The organism is Rhizobiaceae bacterium (genome assembly GCA_023953845.1).
In the GTDB taxonomy this organism is placed as follows: domain Bacteria; phylum Pseudomonadota; class Alphaproteobacteria; order Rhizobiales; family Rhizobiaceae; genus Arvimicrobium.
In genome coordinates this window covers 3,068,542-3,087,237 of record JAMLJC010000001.1, presented here as the reverse complement: position 1 = coordinate 3,087,237, position 18,696 = coordinate 3,068,542, and the positions used below count along the sequence as shown (strand labels likewise).

Genomic DNA, 18,696 nt, shown 5'->3' with positions numbered 1-18,696 from the left:
GAATTGTCTCCATACCATCGCATGAGCCACTTATGAAGGAATTGCCTTGTCCGCACACTACGTTCTTTGTATACGGTTTGCACCTTTGCCATCGTCACCGGATGCGGCATCGGGACGGCGTTGGCTTGACAGGCGGTAGCGGGTGAAAGAGATGAGCGGGATGGATGAGAAGGCAGCACGACGGGCGTTCGAGAACGCGATCGAAACGCATGAACCTGCCTTCGGCACCTTCTTTCTGGCGCGCCTGCTGGATCTCGACATCACCTATCCGGACGATGCCTGTCGCATCGCCTTCCCCGTGCGCGACTTTCTTTTCAATCCGCAAGGGTCCCTGCATGGCGGCATCATCGCGACCGTCATGGACATCTCCATGGGCCATCTCCTGAAGCACGCTTTCGGCGCCGGCGGGGCCACGTTGGAGATGAAGCTCCAGTATATGCGGCCGATCCTGCCGCCCAGCGCCACATGCGAAGGACGCTTCCTGCGGAAAGGACGCAACATCTCCTTTCTGGAGTCCCGCATGTGGGACGCCGAGGGCCGTCTCGCCGTCCACGCAACGGCAACCTGGAGACCTGCCCAGCAGGCCGCAGCCGGATGACGACGCCGACGTCTGCCGCCCGCTGCATCGAGGAATTGCGTGCTGCGCTCGGGGCGGAGGCCGTCGTCACCGACGACAGCGAGATGACGCGTTATCAGACCGCAGCGCGCTATGACGGCGGCAAGGCTGCATTCGTCGCACGCCCCCGTGACATCGATGGGGTTTCGGCTGCTGTCGCCATATGCCGGCGGCACGGCGTCACGCTCATACCGCAGGGCGCCAACACCGGACTCGTGGGCGCCGGCGTACCGGACGCAACCGGCTCGCAAGGCATTTTGTCCCTCGACCGGCTTGCGCGCGAGATTGAGGTCGATACGGCGAACAGGTCGGTAAGCGTCTCGGCCGGCGTCCTGCTCTCCACCCTCAACGAGGAACTCGGCAGGCACGGCCTTGCCTATCCCATCGATCTGGGCGCCGATCCGTCGATCGGCGGGATGGTGGCCACCAATACCGGCGGCGCGCGCTTCATCCGCTATGGCGACGTGCGCAGAAGCGTTCTGGGGCTGGAGGTCGTGCTCGCCGACGAGGCCGGCACGATCCTCGATCTCGGCGGCGGGTTGCGCAAGAACAATGTCGGTCTCGACCTGAAGCAGCTTTTCATCGGAACGGGCGGCGCCTACGGCGTGGTCACCCGCGTGGATCTTGAGGTCCAGCCCTTGCCGCGACAATCGGCAACCGCGCTGGTAGTCCCGGAAAGCCGTGGCGCCGTCATGCCGCTTCTGCTGGCGGCCGAAGCCGCTTTCGGCAGCGATCTGACGTCGTTCGAGGGCATGTCGGGCGAAGCGATCGCCTGCGTATTCAGGCATATACCCGACACGCGCAACCCGTTTGCGCCAGAGCCCGTGCCTGACTACGCTGTGATGATCGAACTGACCCGTTCGACAGGCGAAGCCGAGGCTCAGGATCGTCTCGCCACGCATCTCGGCGACTTTCTCGAACAGCAGCTGGAAGCGGGAGCGATCGTCAACGGGGTGACGGATCACCCCGCCTCGCTGTGGAAGATCCGCCATTCGATCTCCGAGGCGCTGCGGGAGGAGGGCAAGGTTATCGGCCTCGATATCTCCGCGCGCCGCGGCGATCTCGAACACTTCCGCGTGGAGGCGAAGGCGCTCGTCGCCCGCGATTATCCCTGGCTGCTGGTCTGCGATTTCGGCCACTGCGGCGATGGCGGCGACCATTTCAACCTCGTCTGGCCGCATCGGGATGCGCCCGCCTACGACGCCGGCGTCGCCGGCCTCGTGCGCAAGCGTCTCTATGAAATGCTGGTCGATCGCTTCGGCGGCAGCTTCAGCGCGGAGCACGGTATCGGCCCGGCAAACCGCGCCTATCGCAAGTCCTTGCTGGCGCCCGCCCGGCTGGACCTCGAAGCCCGCCTGGGCGACCTGCTCACACAGGGCAAGCTGCTCGGCCGCGCCTTCGGCTAGAGCCCGCCCGCAGCGCGGGACGGCGACGGCGTCCGCGCCTGTCAGCCGAACATGATCACATTATGCCCGACATTCGGCTTCGACGGATCGTCGAACATTTCCAGCGCAAGGTTGACATCCTCGAGCGCGATCCGGCCAAGGACGAGTTCGTCCAGCAGGATCTTGCCATCCAAATAGAGTTCCGCCAGTCGGCGGATGTCCCTCTCCGGCACGATGTCTCCATAGAGGCTTCCCTTGATCGTCTTGCCTTTGCGATGGAAGAGACGCGCATCGAGCGACATCTGCGAATCCGTGTAACGCCCCAGCACGACGACTGTGCCGCCGGCCCGGGTGCAGTCCCATGCCTGGGACGTCGCCCTTGGCGCCCCCGTGGTGTCGATGGCGTAATCCACCCCGCGACCGGCCGTCAGTTCGCGCACGACCTCCACCGGATCGGTCTTCGCCACATTCACCACGTCGGTGGCGCCGAAGAGAAGCGCAAGGTCGAGATTCGACTGCTTGATGTCGCAGGCGACGATGCGGCTCGCGCCGACGAGTCTCGCGCCCTGAATCGAATTGACCCCGATGCCGCCGCAGCCGAACACAGCGACAGTTGCCCCCTCCTCCACGCCGCCGGCATGAACCACCGCCCCGTAGCCCGTCGGGACGCCGCAACCCAGCAAAGCCGCCTGGGCGAACGGCATGTCGCCGGGGAGCCTTACGCAGGAGGCCTGGTCGACGACGGCGAACTCGGCATGCGTCGAAAGCAGCGAGGCGTGGTATCCGGGCTCTCCGCGATATTCGATACGGTTCGTCCCGTCCCGCATGGTGCCCTTGACGATGGCGTTCTCGACTTCCTCGCACAGGAAGGTCTGGCCGCGTACGCAGCAGTAGCAGGCGCCGCAGGCCGGGCTCCAGTTCAGCGCCACCTTGTCGCCGACCTTGACGCCGGTGACCTCCCTGCCGACCTCGACGACGGTGCCCGCGCCTTCATGCCCCAGCACCATAGGCTTGGGCGCGTAGGCGCTATGCTGGAGTATCAGATCGGTGTGGCAGACGCCGGACGCCCCCATCTGCACCACGACCTCGGTGGCCTTCGGTGGGAGCAGCGTGACATCCAGGATCTGGAGCGGCTTTCCTGTTTCGACCAGAACGGCCGCACGGGTACTGATGGACATGATTGCCCGTCCTATGTTGAGCTCTCCTGCACGGCGATGCCGTGGCGGAAGGGATTTTGGTTAGAGGTTTTCGACGAGCCGCAGGAAGCGGCGCGTTCGCTCGTGCTGGGGATTGTCGATCACTTCGGCCGGCGTGCCCTGTTCCACGATCTGCCCGTCATCCATGAAGATGACGCGATCGGCCACGTCGCGGGCGAAGCTGATCTCGTGGGTGACGACCATCATCGTCATGCCCGCATCGGCCAGTGCGCGCATGACCAGCAGCACCTCGCGGACGAGCTCCGGATCGAGCGCCGAGGTCGGCTCGTCGAAAAGCATAAGCCGGGGGCGTATGGCCAGGGCGCGCGCGATGGCTACGCGCTGCTGCTGACCGCCGGAGAGCCTGTGCGGCAGGCTGTCCGCATGGTTCTGCAAGCCCACTGCCGTCAACAGGCGCATGCCGCGCTCGCGCGCCTCCGCGGGATCGATGCCGTGCACGCGGATCGGAGCCTCGATGACGTTTTCGATCGCGGTCAGGTGATTGAACAGGTTGAAATGCTGGAAGACCATCGCGACCTGCGCGTCGGCGCGCGCCTTGGCGACATTGCGCACCGGCACGAGCTTGTCGCCGGCCGCGCGGCGGTAGCCGACATGCTTGCCATCCACCTTGATCTCGCCGTCGTTGAGCGTTTCCAGATGGTTGACCATCCGAAGCAGAGTTGACTTGCCGGAACCGCTTGGGCCCAGGATGACGACCACCTCGCCCTTCTTGACGGTGAGGTCGACGCCGTCGAGCACCGCGAGGGTTCCATAGCTCTTCTTTACGCCGACGCATTCGACGAACGGCCTATCGCGTCCGTCCGGGCCGTCAGCGGCGGAAATCAGCGACCGGAGCCATTCCAGATTGGTCGGCGAGCCCTCGTCGTCATCGCGCGGCACGGGCGACGCCTTTTCCTGCTTCCGCGCGGGTACGACAGCCGGCCGCATGCCGAGGAGCCGCGACAGCATGCCGGATGATGCGGGCTCAGCCACATGTTCGTAGTTGAAGAAGCGCTCCAGCTTCTGCTGCGCCAGCGTGATCAGAGTCGTCATCAGGAGATAGATCGCCGCCGCCGCGCCGAACACGGTGAAGAACTTGAAGTTCTGGCCGACGATCTGCTGCGACCTGTAGGTGAGTTCCGACACGAAAATGACGGATGCGAGCGATGTCATCTTGAGCATGTTGATGACGTTGTTGCCGACCGCCGGCAGGATGGCGCGCATGGCCTGCGGCAGGATGATGCGCCGCAAGGTCAGGAAATGACCCATGCCGAACGCGGAGGCGGCAACGGACTGCGTACGGTTCACCGAGAGGATGCCGCCGCGGATGATCTCCGCGCAATAGGCCGCCTCGTTCAGCGCAAAGCCGATGACGGCGGTCGTGAAGCTGTCGAAGCGTATGCCGACCAGAGGCAGCGCGTCATAGATGAAGACAAGCTGCAGCAGGAGCGGCGTGCCGCGCATCAGCCAGATGTAGAGAGCCGAGGTTCCCGATAGCAGCCAGAAGCTGGACAGCCGCATCAGCGCCAGTCCAAGCCCGAAGGCGAGGCCCAGCACCATCGCCAGCGCCGTGATCTCGACGGCAATGAGCGCGCCCTGCCAGAGGAAGCCCGACGAGGCGTAGCCCCAAAGCTCCCTCAGAGCGGCAAATGATGCGTCGGGGTCGACGGCCGGCACCTGCGCGAATGCCTGCGATGCAGGAAACAGGGCTGCCGGAAGGAATGCGAAGGGCCATGCGGCCCTTCGTGATTTCGCGCCGGCCGGCGGCCGGCTTTTGGCGTGCAGGGACAATCTACTTCTCGTTCTTCACAACGGCCGGGACTTGGGAAGCCGGATCGACATTGTACTTCTTGAAGATCTCGGCCTGTTCGTTCTTGGCCTGCAGGACCAGCATGCCATCGAGGATGGCCTTGAGCAGATCCGGATCATCCTTGCGGACGGCGGGTCCGATCTGGATGCCGCTCAGCGTCATGAACGCCCGCGCATACTTGCCGGGATTCTCGGCGACGAGCGTGTCGATCAGGCCAGCGTCCCACATCATGATGTCGGCACGGCCGCTCTCGATGAGGCGGATGCCGGCGGCGACGTCCTGGAACGACATCATGGTGATGCCCGGCTTGCCCGCCGCGGTGCAGGCCGCATCGGCCTCCTTGACCAGCCCCTCTTCATAGCCTCCGAGCGTGACGCCGACGGTCGCGCCGCACATGGCGTCCTTGCTGGTGATGCCCTTGGGGTTGCCGGCCTGCGTCATCGCTCCCGTGCCGGCCTGCATGTAGATGACGAAGTCGAGCTTCTTGCCCCGCTCCGGATTGTAATAGAGGTTGTCCCAAAGGACGTCGATCTGGCCGCCCATGACCGCCGGAAGGAGGCCGGACCAGGCGCCCGCGACGAATTCATGTTTGACGCCGGCGCAGTCGAAGACCGCGCGGGCGACATCGGCATCGATGCCGACCAGATTCTCGAAGTTCTGGGCGTCCCGCATCACATAGGGCGGCGTCTGAGGGTCGGCCCCTATCTTGATCGTCCGGCCGGCCAGCCCGGGATATTTTTCGGCGACCTTCTCCGGCTCGCAGGATTGGGCCGAAGCAGCGCCGACGGAAAGCAGCGCGGCCACGGCGAATGCCGAACAGGTATAAAGAGCTTTTCTGATAGAAACCAACGTCCTTCTCCTCTGGACTTTTTGACGCAAAGACCTCCCGCCCTCCGCAAGGCGAAGGGTGCGCGAAGCCATCCATGTGGTGTTGCCGCCTTTCTCCGGCGGTCTTGTTGCTGGCTGCGGCGAAGCTCACCAGAAAACCGGGTTCCGGCCATTGCGCGACCGGCGGGTCCGGTCGGCGCCACCCTGTCTCAGCCACCTCCCTCGTCAGAATCCCGCGCCGTACCGTTCGCGGCATTCGCATCGGCGACGGCGATCGCTCGCCGGTCCCGCGCGCCGTCCGCCTGACGCGGCTTGCCGTTCGCCCTGACGATATCCAGAACGATCCTCTCCGAATCGCCGATGAAGGAAGCGAGCGCACGCATGGCGTCCTGCCTTCTGCCGCCGCTCAGCAGGCTGCATATCTCGCGGTTGCGCGAGACCCATTGCGACTGGAACTCGCGCTCGGCGCGGCGTCCCTCCAGAGCCAGACTGAGCTGGGCCATGATCGTCTCGAAGAAACGGTCGAGGAGCGGACTGCCGATCAGGGACACGATCGCCAGATGGAAACGCAGGCTCGCGGTACCAACGGCCAGCCAGTCGCCGGCAACCGCCGCGGTTTCACCGTCGCTCACCCAGCGGTCCAGGTCGTCGAGATGCTGCTGTGATGCATAGGCACTCAGTTCGACGGCCCGGAACTGCAACGTACGTCTCACCGTGAAGATGTCCCGCACATCCGCATGCGACATCCTGCGAACCGTGGCTCCCCTGTAGAGGGCCTGTTCTATCAGGCCTTCGTTGAGAAGCTGGCGCAGCGCTTCCCGCAACGTATTCCGGGATATGTCCAGCGACGTCGCCAACGCGCTCTCGCGCAGCGCCGTTCCCGCCGGCAGCTCGCCGCCCAGGATGCGGGCGCGCAGGATATCGGCGGCGCGTACGGACGCGGCGACAGAGGTCGCATCCGCCTCCTCCCTACCGAACTGCGCCTGCCCGATAGCCGACAATGAAACCTCCGACTTTGCGCTATTCGCAGAGCGTCGCGCATTTTTGTTGAACAATACCCGGCTATGATAGCCCAAATTGTCAACATATGGCTAGCCTATGAAATAATTTTGTTCAACAATAATTTGAATGAAGCTGTGTATCCTCGACGGACAGGCCCGCCTGCGGGATCGCCGGATCGCTGCGCTACCCCGGGCGCTGGTCGTCAACGTGGATCGGCCTACGCGAAAGCCGGCATATGGTGCGTATTCGCGAGGAATCTGCTGTCTTCGTCTAGAGGATGAGAGTTTGGTCCACCGAAGCACGCCCGCGCCAGCCGCGGGCCTGCGCCTGCTGTTTCCAGAGGCTCGCATAGTCGCCGTTCCGCGCGATCAGCTCGTCATGCGAACCCGTTTCGGTGACGCACCCGTCGCGCATGAAGGCAATGCGATCCGCTCCCGCGACGGTCCAGAGCCGGTGCGCGATGACGATGACGGTGCGGCCGCGCGTGAGTTCGTCCAGCGCGTCCTGGATCAGCCACTCGTTCTCCAGATCGACGCTCGCCGAAGCCTCGTCAAGTACAAGCACCGGCGCATCCTTCAAAAGAGCGCGCGCGATCGCGATCCGCTGGCGCTCGCCGCCCGAGAGCGCGACGCCGCCGCCTTGGAGGATCGTGTCATAACCCTGCGGCATGTCGAGGATGCGATCGTGGATTCGCGCCGCGCGGGCCGAAGCCTCGACCTCGGCATCGGAAGCGCCCGGCCGTCCGAGGCGGATGTTCTCCTTGACCGGCATCTCGAACAGCGAGACCTCCTGAAGCACCATGCTGACGGTGGCGTTCAGGACATCCGGGCTCATGTTCCTGAGGTCGACGCCGCCTATCCGGATCGCCCCGGCATCGACATCCCAAAGCCGCGCGATCAGCCCCGCCAGTGTGCTCTTGCCGGAGCCGGAAGGCCCGACGAGCGCAAGGATGCCTCCCGCCGGCAAAGCCAGCGAGACATCCGAAAGCGTCTGTTCATCGTCATGTGAAAAGGAAACGTGGTCGATATCGATCCCGGCACCCTGCGGTTCCAGCGGGGAAGCGGCGGCAGGTAGCAAAGGCTGATCCACGAATTCGCGGATCGACATGAGCGCACGTCGCGCGAAGCGGAACTCGATCAGGAAAATGCCGAGATCGGACAGCGACGCGCACAGTCTGGCGCTCAGCACGAGGCTCGCAGCCAGCGCAAAAACGCTGGTCGTCCCGTCGAGATACATCCAGGCGCCGATCACGATAGCCGCCGACACGGCAAGGGACCAGACGAAACCGAATGCCAGTATGGCCGGCGAAGGCGCAAGTTCCGTGGCGAGCGCGCGCTCTTCCAGCGTCCGCACGGAACGGCGCGCGGCATCCGCCCTGACGCCTTCGGCATCCATCAGCTGGACGTCCTTGATGCCCTCCACGAGTTCCACGATGCGGTTGGCGAGATCGTTGCGCGCCGGGATCACCTTGTCCGTGGCGCGGTCGAGCAGGCGAAAGCTCCACGGCACCACCCAGAGCGCGAGCGGGATGAACAGCGCGATCACCGTGCCGATCCTCCAGTCGACAAGCATCAGCATGATCCAGATGACGACCGGAAATCCCAGTGTGGACGATACCTGCCACCACATGTGGGTGACGATGTCCTGATAGAGCGTGAAGCGATCCGTGAACAGATCGGCAAGCGTTGCCCCGCGTCCGCGCTGGATGCGGCCCAGCGACATCCGTCCAAGCCGGTCGGCCGCCGCGAGCCGCATTTCGGCCACCATGCAGTAAGTAGCGCTGAAGCTTTTCAGAAGCGCCTGCGCCTTGCAGAACCATGCGCCGAAAAAGGCGATCAGAAGCAGTCCGGCGGATGCAGGCGCCTGCCAGGGCTCGGTAATGCCCGTAAGGACTGAATGCAGCGCCCAGACCAGCACGCCGTAGGGAATCGCCTCGAAGAGAGCGGTTGCGGCCCCATATGCCAAAGCCGCATGCAGGCCCTCGAAGCGCCGGCCGGCCAGGTCGAGGCCGAGAAGACGCAGCATCCTGTTCATGCCGTTTCCTCGCGACCGGCGATGCCGCGCGGGCCGGCGAGATTCCATCCCGCGGCGCGCTGCTGCGCCTCATGGAGACGCCTGTAGGTGGCCGAGCGGCCGAGCAGTTCGTCATGCTTTCCGATGGCTTCGACCGTTCCGCCATTGAGCACTACGATACGGTCGGCATCCCGGATCGACCGCAGCCGGTGCGCGATGACGATCACCGTCCTGCCCTGCGCCGTGCGTTCCACCGCCTCCTGAATGGCGGCCTCGCTGGCGGCGTCGATGGAGGCCGTGGCCTCGTCGAGCAGCAGCACCGGCGCATCCTTGAGCAAGGCGCGCGCAATGGCGACCCGCTGCTTCTCGCCGCCCGACAGGCGCTGGCCCCGATCGCTGATGGCGAGACGCAGCGTCGCCTCGCCATCGCCCGCGATATCGTCGGCACGGGCGTCGCGCAGCACGCGCAAAAGACCGCCATGATCCGCCCGTGTCGCGGACAGGGCGATGTTGTCGCCGATTGTCCCGTGGAACAGGACGGAATCCTGGAAGACAGCGGCGAGTTTCAACCGCAATGCGGACGGCTCGATCTCGCGCATGTCGATGTCGCCGAGGCATATCCTGCCGGATGTCGGATCTTCCAGCCGCAACAGGAGGCGCGCGAGCGTGGACTTGCCAGTTCCCGAGGGTCCGACGATCGCCACCGTCTCGCCCTCGGCGATACGCAGGTCGATGCCCCGCAGCACTTCCCGCCCATCCGGATAGGAGAACGCCACGCCTTCAAGCGTGATCGCGTTCCCGGCCGGCGCGCCTGTCGTGCCTTCGCCCGGCAGGGGCGGCGTTTGCAGCAATTCGCGAATGCGCGACACCGCGACGGCCGAACGCGCCGCGATCATCGTTGCGAAGACCACCTTGTGAAGCGGCGCGATCAGCGAAGCGCCGAGCGTGACGGCCAGAACGAAGCCGGCATCTCCAATGGTCCCGGCGCCATGCAGGAGAAGCGCCACCGGCAGCACGACGAGAAGGTTGGTCGAGAGCACACCGTCGAAGAGCGAATAGGAGTATCGGGATTTTTGCGTGATGATGACGGCCAGGTCACGCAGTTCGTGGATCGCAGCTCGGACATTCTCCAGCGTGCTGGCCTGCCGGTTGAAGGCACGCAGCGTCGCGATTCCCCTGACATAGGAGAGAAGCGCGGCATTGGCCTTCGCTTCCGTAGCGTTCCAACGCTCGAACAGTTCCGAGCGCCCGCCATACATCCATATCTGCGCGACCACGGCGATGGGAAGCAGCGCGAGCGATGCCAGAAACAGCCGCCAGTCCACCATAACAAGCACGATGCTTCCTGCAACCGCCGCAGCGAGACCCGAAGCCATGTCCGGCAGTACATGCGCAAGAAGCCCTTCGAGCCGGTCCACATCGGCCAGCGCCGTCTTCTTGATCTCCCCGGCTCTTCCCTCGACGCGGCTGACCGGCGCCTCGACGATGCTGCCGACCAGCCTCAGTCGCAGGTCGCGCTGGATGGCGAAGGCGGTCTTGTGTCCGCCGAGCGTGGACACAACGGCAAGGACGAGATGGCCGAGCGCGGCGCACAGACCTGCGAGCGCTGTCATCGCCATACCGCCGGTCGTCGCATCGTCCGAGCCGGCGGATGCGACGATGGCGTATATGACGAGCGCCGGCCCGAGCGAAAGGATGCCGGAAGCGGCGGCGGCAGCCAGCGATCCGATGAAAAGAAATCTGTACGGCCGCGCGAAATGGCGGATGAAGGCAAGAGGACTCTCGGGAATCCCGGCCGGCACCGTTGTTTCCGCGTCTTTCATGATCAGCGCGCACCGAGCGCCAGTGACGCAGCCGGACGAAGCGCGAGCAGCCAGAAGAAGACGAAGACGCAACAGCCGACGAGACCGAACAACACCGTGCCGACAAGGCCGAGCGCGAGACCGCCCAGTGCACCGCCGAGGATGATCGACGAATTCCAGACGCTCTGCACGACCGAATAGTCGGTCGCTGCCCGGTCGCGGCTCGTCCAGCCAAGAGCGACGGCGCTGACACCGCCATAGGCGGCACCGTAGGCGAGCGCAGCGCATCCGATCGCAAGCGCCGTCATCTCGAAACGGCCGAAGACAAGGTCCGGCGCGACGCTCATCGCCAGCATGCCGGCGGCGAACAGAGCGCCTGCGCAAACGAGCGTGCTGCCGCTGCCGTGCCTGTTGCCCAGGAACATTCCTGACAGGGCTCCAAGCAGTCCGATCAGCATCGAAACCGGGCCGAACAGAATGCCGATCGCCTCAAAGGATGCGCCGCGTTCGACAAGAAGCAGCCGGGGCGCCGAAAGGCCGACCCCGAGCAGCATGCCCGCGGCGGCGACCAGAAGCACCCTGTCCCACATGCCGCGCTCGAACAGGAAGCGCCTGAAGCCCGCCCCTTGCCGTTGCCGGATCGCCGGAGCCGGTTCGAAGAAGGCGAGGAAAAGACCGAGCATGCCCGTGCAAATGGCTGCTGCCAGCAACAGGACGATCGTCCAGCCCAGGCGTTCGAACAGGAAGAGCGCGAGCGTCGCGCCGGCGATCGTGCCGATATACATACATGACACCTTCAGGCCGCCGCGAACGGCGCGGCCTTCCGACGACGACGTCTCGGAGAGATAGCCGTCGAGCGTCACGTCCATCGTGGCGGCGGCGATGGCCAGAACGGCAAGCGCCGGCACCAGCACGACGAGGCCCTGTGGTCCGGCGAAAGCGATCACGACGAGGCTTGCGACGACCAGCGACTGCGACACGGTCACCCAGCCCAGCCGCCTTTCCAGACCGAGCAGGCGGAACCTGTCCACCATGGGCGCCCAGAGCGCCGACAGTCCGAACGGCACGAACAGCAGCGCCAAATAACCGGCGTGTTCGATAGGCATACCCTGCCGCTGCAACACCGTCGGCAGGGCCACCTGGATCAGGCCGAGGCAAAGGCCGAACCCCGCATAGAGCGGCGCGACGGCGAGATAAACCGCCCTCGCCCCCACTGCATGCGGCGTTTGCATCAGAAGCTTACCCGCGCCAGAACGCCGAAGGTCTGCGGCGTCCCGGGTATGGCCTTGACGCCACCCGAATAGACCGCTGCGCGAATGCGGTATTCCTGATCGAACAGGTTCTGGGCAAAGACGCTGAACGCCCAGCGTTCGGTCTCGATGCCGATCCGCGCGTTGACGATGCCGTAGCCGGGCTCGCGGATCTGGTTCGCCGTGTCCCAATAGAAGGCAGATCGCCAGTTGTAGTCGGCCCGCGCCACGAGATCGATGCCCTCGCTGATCGGCCTCTTGTATTCTGCGCTCAAATTGGCCGAGAATTTCGACGCGAAGGGCTGCCAATTGCCGCTTTCGTCCGTGCCCGACATGGCATTCGGATAGTCCGTGAACCGCGCGTCGAGCAGGCCGATGCCGCCATAGAGGCGGAACCCGTCCGTCACCTCGTAGCTGATTTCGGCTTCCGCGCCGTAGCTGCGCGACTTCGGCGCGTTGCCGATGAAGAGTTGGTTGTTGACGAAGCTGTAGACCTGCTGGTCGCGCCAGTCGAAATAGAAGGCGGACAGCGCATAGCCGAGCCGCCCGTCCAGCGCCTCGCCCTTGATGCCCACTTCGTAGTTGATGGCGCTTTCCGCATCGTAGCCGATGTCCTCGGACGGCGCGAAGGAGATGTTGAAGCCCGCCGGCTTGTAGCCGCGCGAGATGGTTCCATAGAGCTTGGCATCGTCCGTCAGGGCATAGGTGACGCCGACGCGCGGCGAGATGTCGACGCCGTCAACAGACTGGCTGGTTGAAATGGCGGGCGCGAAGAAGGCGACCGGACCAAGCACGGAGCCATGCTCGTAATCGATCGATTTCCTGTCGTAGCTGAGCCGCGCGCCGGCGATCACGTCGAGACGGTCCGTCGCATGCCAGGTCAGATCGCCGAAAGCCGCGACGCTCAGCGTGTCGGTATCGGTCGTGGTTCCCTCGCGGTAGTTCGCGGCAAGCGCCGGCTGGCCCGGAAACAGGAAGTCCTCCGGAAGCGCCGGGAAGAAGCCGGTGTCCTCGTAGCGGTTCTGCCGCGACGAGAGCACGAAGCCGCCCAGCGTCCAGTCGAACCGCTCCCCTTCCGCGTTGGCGCGCACTTCCTGCGTGAACTGGTCGTAGTCTCGCGAATAGGCGGCCTGCTGGAAGGCGACGGGCGTGTAAGCGCCTCCGGCGCCGGCGCCTTCCGCGCCGCGCCAGGCGGTCACGCTGACAAGCTCGCCGAAATCCATCTGCCACGTCGATTTCAGCGCAACGCCATAGTTCTCCGTCTCGTCGTTGAACGGCACCGCGATGTCGACGCCGTCTTCCCAGACGGTCCCGAACGGCCCGTAGGCGCCCTTCCGTCCCTTGTCCCTGGCGTAATCGGCTGAGAACTCCACCTCCCAGTCCTCGGCCGGCTTGTAGAGGAGTTTTGCCCGGCCGCCGAAATCGTCGAGGTTCATGAAATCCGGGCCGCCCTGCGCGTTGGACACCCAGCCGTCGCTGCGATCGCCGAAGAGGGAGACGCGCGCGGCGGCGTTCTGGCCGAGCGCGACATTTGCCGTGGCGCTGCCGAAGACCAGCCCGTCGGTGCCCACCCCGGTTTGAATCGTCGCGCTGTTCACGCCAAGCTCGGGGGAAGCGGTCCGCACATTGACGGCGCCGCCGACAGCGTTCCTGCCGTAAAGCGTGCCCTGCGGACCGCGCAGGATCTCCACCTGCTCAAGGTCCGACATGCGCGCGTTGAAGCCGTTGTCGTTGCCGACATAGACATCGTCCACATAGACGCTGACGCTCGGATCGGCGCCGAAGGCGGTGGTGCTGACGCCGCGAATCGAGATATCCGATGCGTCGTTGCCGCCGCGCTGGCTGGTCATGCTGGCATTGGGCGTCGCGGCGAAGGCATCCTCAAGACGTTTTGCGATACGGCCTTCGAGGTCTTCGCGCGACAGCACGCGCAGGCTCACCGGCACGTCCTTCGCCTTTTGCTCGCGGCGCTGCGCGGTGACGGTGACCTCCTCCAGCACGATCGTGGCGCCGTCGGGGGCATCCTGGGCGCTCGCGCCCGTGACCAGCGACACCGAAGCCAGAAGGAGAGTGTGAAAGCGCCGTATCTTCATGCCGATGGTCCCCATGCCCCGCCGCGCCCGAAGCGGCTGGCCGGTTGTCGAAAAGACAGAGGCCGATTGCATTTTCGTCGACGTATGGATTCGGCTCAAAAACGTATGCGCCGGAATTCCGCTTCAGCCGCGGATATCGCGCGGCGCGACGCCGTAGCGGCGCTTGAACGCGGTGGAGAAATTGGTGGGATGGGCGTAGCCGACCCGATAGGCCGCCTGCGAGACGTTCATTCCCTCTTCCAGCAGCCGCCGTGCCAGTACGAGCCGCTGCTCGTTGACGAAGCCGCCGACGCAGGTGGAAAAAGCGAGAAAGAAATCGCGCTTCAGCTTGCTCGCGCTGACGCCGTGGGCCGCAGCCAGCGCTGTAAGCGATTCCACCGAGGCGGGATCGCCTTCGATCGCATCACGCACGGCCATCATGCGGTCGAAGTCGCGCCGCGAGAGGTTCGACGGCGCATGCGCGTCGCGGAAAGAGCCGACGAGGCCCGCGAGCAGATCCAGAGCCTGTGCTTCCAGACGCAGCGCCGCGATGGCGCCGCTCTCTCCAAGGTTAAGCGTGGACAGCGCCAGTTCGCGGAACCGCGCATCGAGCGGCCGGCGCATCTGCCGCAGGGGACGGTCCATCGCCTCGCGGATTTCCTGGAAAGTCGGATCGTCGACGAGGTGGTTGCCCGGCTGTTCGTACCAGTCGGGCAGCAGGAAGATCTCGACGTTGCGCAGCCGCTCGGCCCCATGGAAGTAGGAGGTGAGTTCCCGGCTCTCATTGTGAGATATGCAGAGCACCGTGTTCGGCTCGATCGCCGACAGGCCCGGCGCATCCGTGGCGATACGCCCCTCCAGCAGGATGCTCAGCCCTGCGAACGGAAACGACCGGGAGGAATACGATACACCTTCGGCGATCGCGATGTCGGTGCGTCCCAGGTAGAATCCCGGCTGAATCTCGATGACGGCGTTGCCATCCGACCGCCCCGATCGGCCCTTGGCGACGTCGTCGAGCGTCGTGACGCCAGGCTGATCCGACATTTTTCGATTGCCCCAACCATCGAATAAAATATGAGTATATCACTCATGTATTGGGATGGCCAGCGGGCAGCGCCGGTCGATTCATCTACAGGCGCCGGTTGCGATCATATCGGAAACGCCGAAGAATCGGCGCTCATTCCTTGAAAAGCGTCCCTGAATCGCCAGTCGCGTTGCCGTTCAGACGCGGCGTTCGAGCGCGGCGATGATTTCCCTTCCACGCATCAGGTCGGAATATTTCTGGCCCATGTCGAAGAGATTGGCCCGATGGGGATCTATGGCGCGGTCGCCGACGCAATCGGTGACGACGACCGTGCGATAGTTGAGGCTCATGGCGTCGACAACGGTGGCCCGCACGCAGCCGCTCGTCGTGCATCCGGTGACGATCAGCGTGTCGGTTCCGTGCGCCACGAGGCAGGCTGCGAGATGGGTCCCGAAGAACGCCGAAGCCTGCGTCTTGCGGATGACGATTTCGCCATCCCGCGGCGTCAGCGCGTCCACGACCTGACTGGCCGGGGCCTCTTCCGTGAGGTCGCGCAGCCGCGGCACCTTCTGGCACCATAGGCTCGCGTCGGACCCGTCGGCCGCATAGACGATCCGCGTGAAGATCACCGGAATCGAATGCCCGCGCGCGAAATCCAGCAATGGCGCGGTCGCGATCACGGCGTCCGGAATGTTGCCGCCGCCGAGGATTTCGGGATCGTGGAAGCCGTTGACGAAGTCGATGACGAGAAGCGCGGGCTTGTTTCCGATTCCTGTCTTCTGGCCGAACTGCTGCCGGGCATAGATGTCTTCGCCGCTCACGAGCTCCTCCTGAAAAGCGAGCCAACTTCCCGTTCCCTGACCCCGGCGAACCGCGCCAGCGAGCGCTCAAGGTCCTCGCCGCGATAACCGCGTCCGATGACGACGATGGTGTCGTCCTCACGCTCTTCCTGCGGCGGCAGCACTTCCGGCGCCTGCACCACCTTGCGCACGCTCTGCAGCAAAAGCCGGCCGGCCGGCGTGCGGACCACGCCCTTTACGCGCATGACGTCGTCGCCGCGCGCATGGAGCAGCGCCGAAAGCCATACGCCGAAGGCGGTCCAGTCGATCTGTTCGTCCAGCGAAAGCCGCGTCGGAAAGATCGGCGCGGCCGAGCGACCTTCCAGCGCCGGCAATTCGATCGGCACCTCTCCCCCGTCGGAAGGCGGCGGCACCGGCGACCCCTTGACCGCGCCGCCGATCTCCGCGCCGGGATTGAGCGTCTTCAGCGTCGCGACAAGCCTGCCGATATCGGCGTGCTCGGCCTCGTCGAGCTTCGTCACCACCAGCCGGTCCGCCGTCTCCGCCTGCCGCCTGCCGAGCGGTTCGCCGGCAAGCTGCGCCAGCCCATGCAGGGCATCGACGCAGACGATGGTCTCGCCGACGACGATGTGATGCACCAGCATGGGATCGGTACGGATCGCGTCGAGGATTTCGCCCGGATCGGCGAGCCCGCTCGTTTCGAGGACGATCCGGTCAAGGCGCGCCGTATCGGAGGACGAACGGCTGCGCAGGTCGCAGAGGCTCCGCAAGCGATCGACCAGTTGTGCTCTCGCCTCGCAGCAGGCGCAGCCGCCGGCTAGCACCTCGATGCTGGAAGCGCGCGCGAGAAGCGCATCGTCGACCGGCGTTTCGGCGGCTTCGTTGACGATCACATGCGCGCCCGAAAAGACGCCGGCATGGAGTTGATGACGCAGCCAGGTCGTCTTTCCGGAGCCCAGGAAGCCGCCCAGCAGGGTCAGCCGCATGCGCCCGTCCGCACGTTTCTCAGCCATCGTCATCGCCGATGAAGCGGACGTCGAGCGGATCGACCGGTTGTCCGAGCAGCCGCTCGACCGCGCACCAGACCTCGTCGAGATCCTGCGCCATGGTCGTGTTGCCGGACAACGTGCCGATCTGGAGGCCGGGCACCAGCCCGTCGTCATGAGCGGCGAGCCCGAACTCCTTCAGCACGGATTTGAGCACCTGCACGCGCCGGAAGCGGAAACGCAGGCGATCCGTGGGCGAGGCGCCCCCTGTTTCCGTCCAATGACCGGGAGCCGCAGGAAATCCGCAGGCCGAACACATTGCAATACTCCCAGATGGCGACGGCGCAGCGGTTCAGCCGCGCCGCCTCCAAAGGTAGGTCAGATGACTTCCGGACGCTTGCCGCTGCCAAACGGATAGCGCTTGCGGAAGTCCTCGGCGATCTCCTCGAAGGTCATCCACTTGATGCCGTCATGGCCGTTGATGTGCTCGATCAGGCGCTCCAGCATGAGCAGCACCTGCGGACGGCCCGAGACGTCGGGATGGATGGTGAAGGCGAAGACCGCGTAATCCATCTCGCGATAGACCCAGTCGAACGCGTCGCGCCACAGGTCTTCGATGTCGCGCGGATTGACGAAGCCGTGGCTGTTCGGCGACTTCTTCATGAACATCATGGGCGGCAGGTCGTCGACATACCAGTTGGCGCCGATCTCGACGAGGTCGATCTCCTTGCCGTGCTTCATCGGGTGCATCCACTCCTCGGCCTTCTTCGAGTAGTCGATGACGTTCCACTCGTCGCCGACGCGGGCGTAGAAGGGCTGGAAGTCGCGATAGCCCTGGCTGTGATCGTATTTGAAGCCGTATTTTTGCAGCAGCGCGGCGGTCGAGGCCGACATCTCCCACCACGGCGCGACGTAGCCGCGCGGCTTCTTGCCGGAGAGTTTTTCGATCAGCTCGATCGACTTGACCAGCACCGCCTCTTCCTGCGTCGGCGTCATGGCGATCGGGTTCTCGTGCAGATAGCCGTGCGCGCCGATCTCGTGGCCTTCGTCGACGATCATCTTCACCTGGTCCGGGAAGCTCTCGAGCGAGTGGCCGGGGATGAAGAAGGTGGTCTTCAGGCCGTATTTCTTGAACATGCGCAGCAGACGGATGTTGCCCACCTCGCTGGCGAAAACGCCGCGCTGGATGTCCGACGGCGAGTCGCCGCCGCCATACGAACCGATCCAGCCGGCCACCGAATCGATGTCGGTGCCGAACGCGCAGATGATTTCCTTTTTCGCCATGTCCGTTCTCCCATCTGAAGCTGCCGGCCTCTCCGGCTGCCCTGAATTTCGAGCTTATTGGACCATGGCAAATATGAGAAATCCAGCGCTTTCTTTATGAAAGAGAAGGAGTTAGATTGATGAAATCACTCATAAATCTGATTTCGGCATCAATAAATCCGATTTTGGTATCGGAGAGCCGCGAGCAGGCAAGGCAACTGAAGACGGAGGACCTATCTTGAACCTGAAAATCCACATCGCCGACCATGTTTTCGACGCGCGGCTTGAGACGAAGGCGGCACCCGCCACCTGCGCGGCCTTCCAGGCACGCCTGCCCTTCGAGAGCAAGATCGTGCATGTGCGCTGGAGCGGCGAGGCGGTCTGGATTCCGCTTGGCGACATGCAGTTCGGCGTCGGCTACGAGAACCATACCTCCTATCCCGCGCCCGGTCAGATCCTGCTCTATCCCGGCGGCATCTCCGAAACCGAGATCCTGCTCGCCTATGGCGGCGTGCATTTCGCCAGCAAGATGGGACAGCTTGCCGGAAACCACTTCATCACGCTGACGTCGGGGCTGGAGAAGCTTCCGGAGATTGGCAAGCTGGCGCTATGGAAGGGCGCGCAGACTATCCGCTTCGAAGCGGCTTGA

General features: G+C 64.6%; 16 protein-coding genes and 1 pseudogene. 3 read left to right on the top strand and 14 right to left on the bottom strand.

The window, feature by feature from the left end; all coding sequences use genetic code 11:
- Nucleotides 1–151 precede the first annotated feature (151 nt).
- Nucleotides 152–598, top strand: a complete 447-nt coding sequence (locus tag M9955_15010; GenBank protein MCO5082950.1) for a PaaI family thioesterase — start codon at nucleotides 152–154, stop codon at nucleotides 596–598.
- Nucleotides 595–2,022: an FAD-binding oxidoreductase gene (locus tag M9955_15005; GenBank protein MCO5082949.1), complete on the top strand. Its 1,428-nt coding sequence runs from the start codon at nucleotides 595–597 to the stop codon at nucleotides 2,020–2,022. Before M9955_15010 ends, M9955_15005 begins: the two co-directional genes overlap by 4 nt.
- Nucleotides 2,023–2,063: 41 nt before the next feature.
- Here M9955_15005 and M9955_15000 read toward each other — a convergent pair whose 3' ends face one another.
- The 14 genes and pseudogenes from M9955_15000 to M9955_14935 form a co-directional block, all read right to left on the bottom strand.
- Complete coding sequence (locus M9955_15000) at nucleotides 2,064–3,179, bottom strand: Zn-dependent alcohol dehydrogenase (protein ID MCO5082948.1); 1,116 nt, start codon at nucleotides 3,177–3,179, stop codon at nucleotides 2,064–2,066.
- A 60-nt stretch (nucleotides 3,180–3,239) separates the two neighbouring features.
- Nucleotides 3,240–3,956 carry an amino acid ABC transporter ATP-binding protein gene (locus M9955_14995; protein MCO5082947.1) on the bottom strand — a complete coding sequence of 239 codons (717 nt, stop codon included), beginning with the start codon at nucleotides 3,954–3,956 and terminating at the stop codon, nucleotides 3,240–3,242.
- A gap of 312 nt (nucleotides 3,957–4,268) precedes the next feature.
- Nucleotides 4,269–4,757, bottom strand: a pseudogene (locus M9955_14990) (amino acid ABC transporter permease).
- A 232-nt stretch (nucleotides 4,758–4,989) separates the two neighbouring features.
- Nucleotides 4,990–5,856 (bottom strand): ABC transporter substrate-binding protein, encoded by an 867-nt coding sequence (locus M9955_14985; GenBank protein MCO5082946.1) that lies wholly within the window; start codon nucleotides 5,854–5,856, stop codon nucleotides 4,990–4,992.
- 188 nt (nucleotides 5,857–6,044) lie between these two features.
- A complete protein-coding gene (locus M9955_14980) occupies nucleotides 6,045–6,836 on the bottom strand; it encodes a GntR family transcriptional regulator (GenBank protein MCO5082945.1) in 792 nt (263 codons plus the stop codon).
- Nucleotides 6,837–7,107: 271 nt separating this feature from the next.
- Nucleotides 7,108–8,871, bottom strand: coding sequence for an ABC transporter ATP-binding protein/permease (locus M9955_14975; protein MCO5082944.1), 1,764 nt, complete (start codon nucleotides 8,869–8,871; stop codon nucleotides 7,108–7,110).
- Nucleotides 8,868–10,673, bottom strand: coding sequence for an ABC transporter ATP-binding protein/permease (locus M9955_14970; GenBank protein ID MCO5082943.1), 1,806 nt, complete (start codon nucleotides 10,671–10,673; stop codon nucleotides 8,868–8,870). The genes M9955_14975 and M9955_14970 overlap by 4 nt, the downstream gene beginning before the upstream one ends.
- A 2-nt stretch (nucleotides 10,674–10,675) precedes the next feature.
- Nucleotides 10,676–11,884 (bottom strand): MFS transporter, encoded by a 1,209-nt coding sequence (locus M9955_14965; GenBank protein MCO5082942.1) that lies wholly within the window; start codon nucleotides 11,882–11,884, stop codon nucleotides 10,676–10,678.
- Entirely contained in the window at nucleotides 11,884–13,995 is a 2,112-nt protein-coding gene (locus M9955_14960; GenBank protein MCO5082941.1) for a TonB-dependent receptor, read from the bottom strand. The genes M9955_14965 and M9955_14960 overlap by 1 nt, the downstream gene beginning before the upstream one ends.
- 123 nt (nucleotides 13,996–14,118) lie before the next feature.
- Nucleotides 14,119–15,018 (bottom strand): helix-turn-helix transcriptional regulator, encoded by a 900-nt coding sequence (locus M9955_14955; GenBank protein ID MCO5082940.1) that lies wholly within the window; start codon nucleotides 15,016–15,018, stop codon nucleotides 14,119–14,121.
- Nucleotides 15,019–15,195: 177 nt separating this feature from the next.
- On the bottom strand, nucleotides 15,196–15,819 hold the full coding sequence (locus M9955_14950) for an isochorismatase family protein (protein MCO5082939.1): 624 nt from the start codon (nucleotides 15,817–15,819) through the stop codon (nucleotides 15,196–15,198).
- The gene (locus tag M9955_14945) at nucleotides 15,816–16,811 is read right to left on the bottom strand and encodes a GTP-binding protein (protein ID MCO5082938.1); all 996 of its coding nucleotides are present in this window, start codon (nucleotides 16,809–16,811) and stop codon (nucleotides 15,816–15,818) included. Before M9955_14945 ends, M9955_14950 begins: the two co-directional genes overlap by 4 nt.
- A complete protein-coding gene (locus M9955_14940; GenBank protein ID MCO5082937.1) occupies nucleotides 16,804–17,103 on the bottom strand; it encodes a hypothetical protein in 300 nt (99 codons plus the stop codon). The genes M9955_14945 and M9955_14940 overlap by 8 nt, the downstream gene beginning before the upstream one ends.
- Nucleotides 17,104–17,162: 59 nt before the next feature.
- Nucleotides 17,163–18,068 (bottom strand): polysaccharide deacetylase, encoded by a 906-nt coding sequence (locus M9955_14935; GenBank protein ID MCO5082936.1) that lies wholly within the window; start codon nucleotides 18,066–18,068, stop codon nucleotides 17,163–17,165.
- A gap of 217 nt (nucleotides 18,069–18,285) precedes the next feature.
- Between M9955_14935 and M9955_14930 the strand changes: the two genes are divergently transcribed.
- On the top strand, nucleotides 18,286–18,696 hold the full coding sequence (locus tag M9955_14930) for a DUF3830 family protein (protein ID MCO5082935.1): 411 nt from the start codon (nucleotides 18,286–18,288) through the stop codon (nucleotides 18,694–18,696).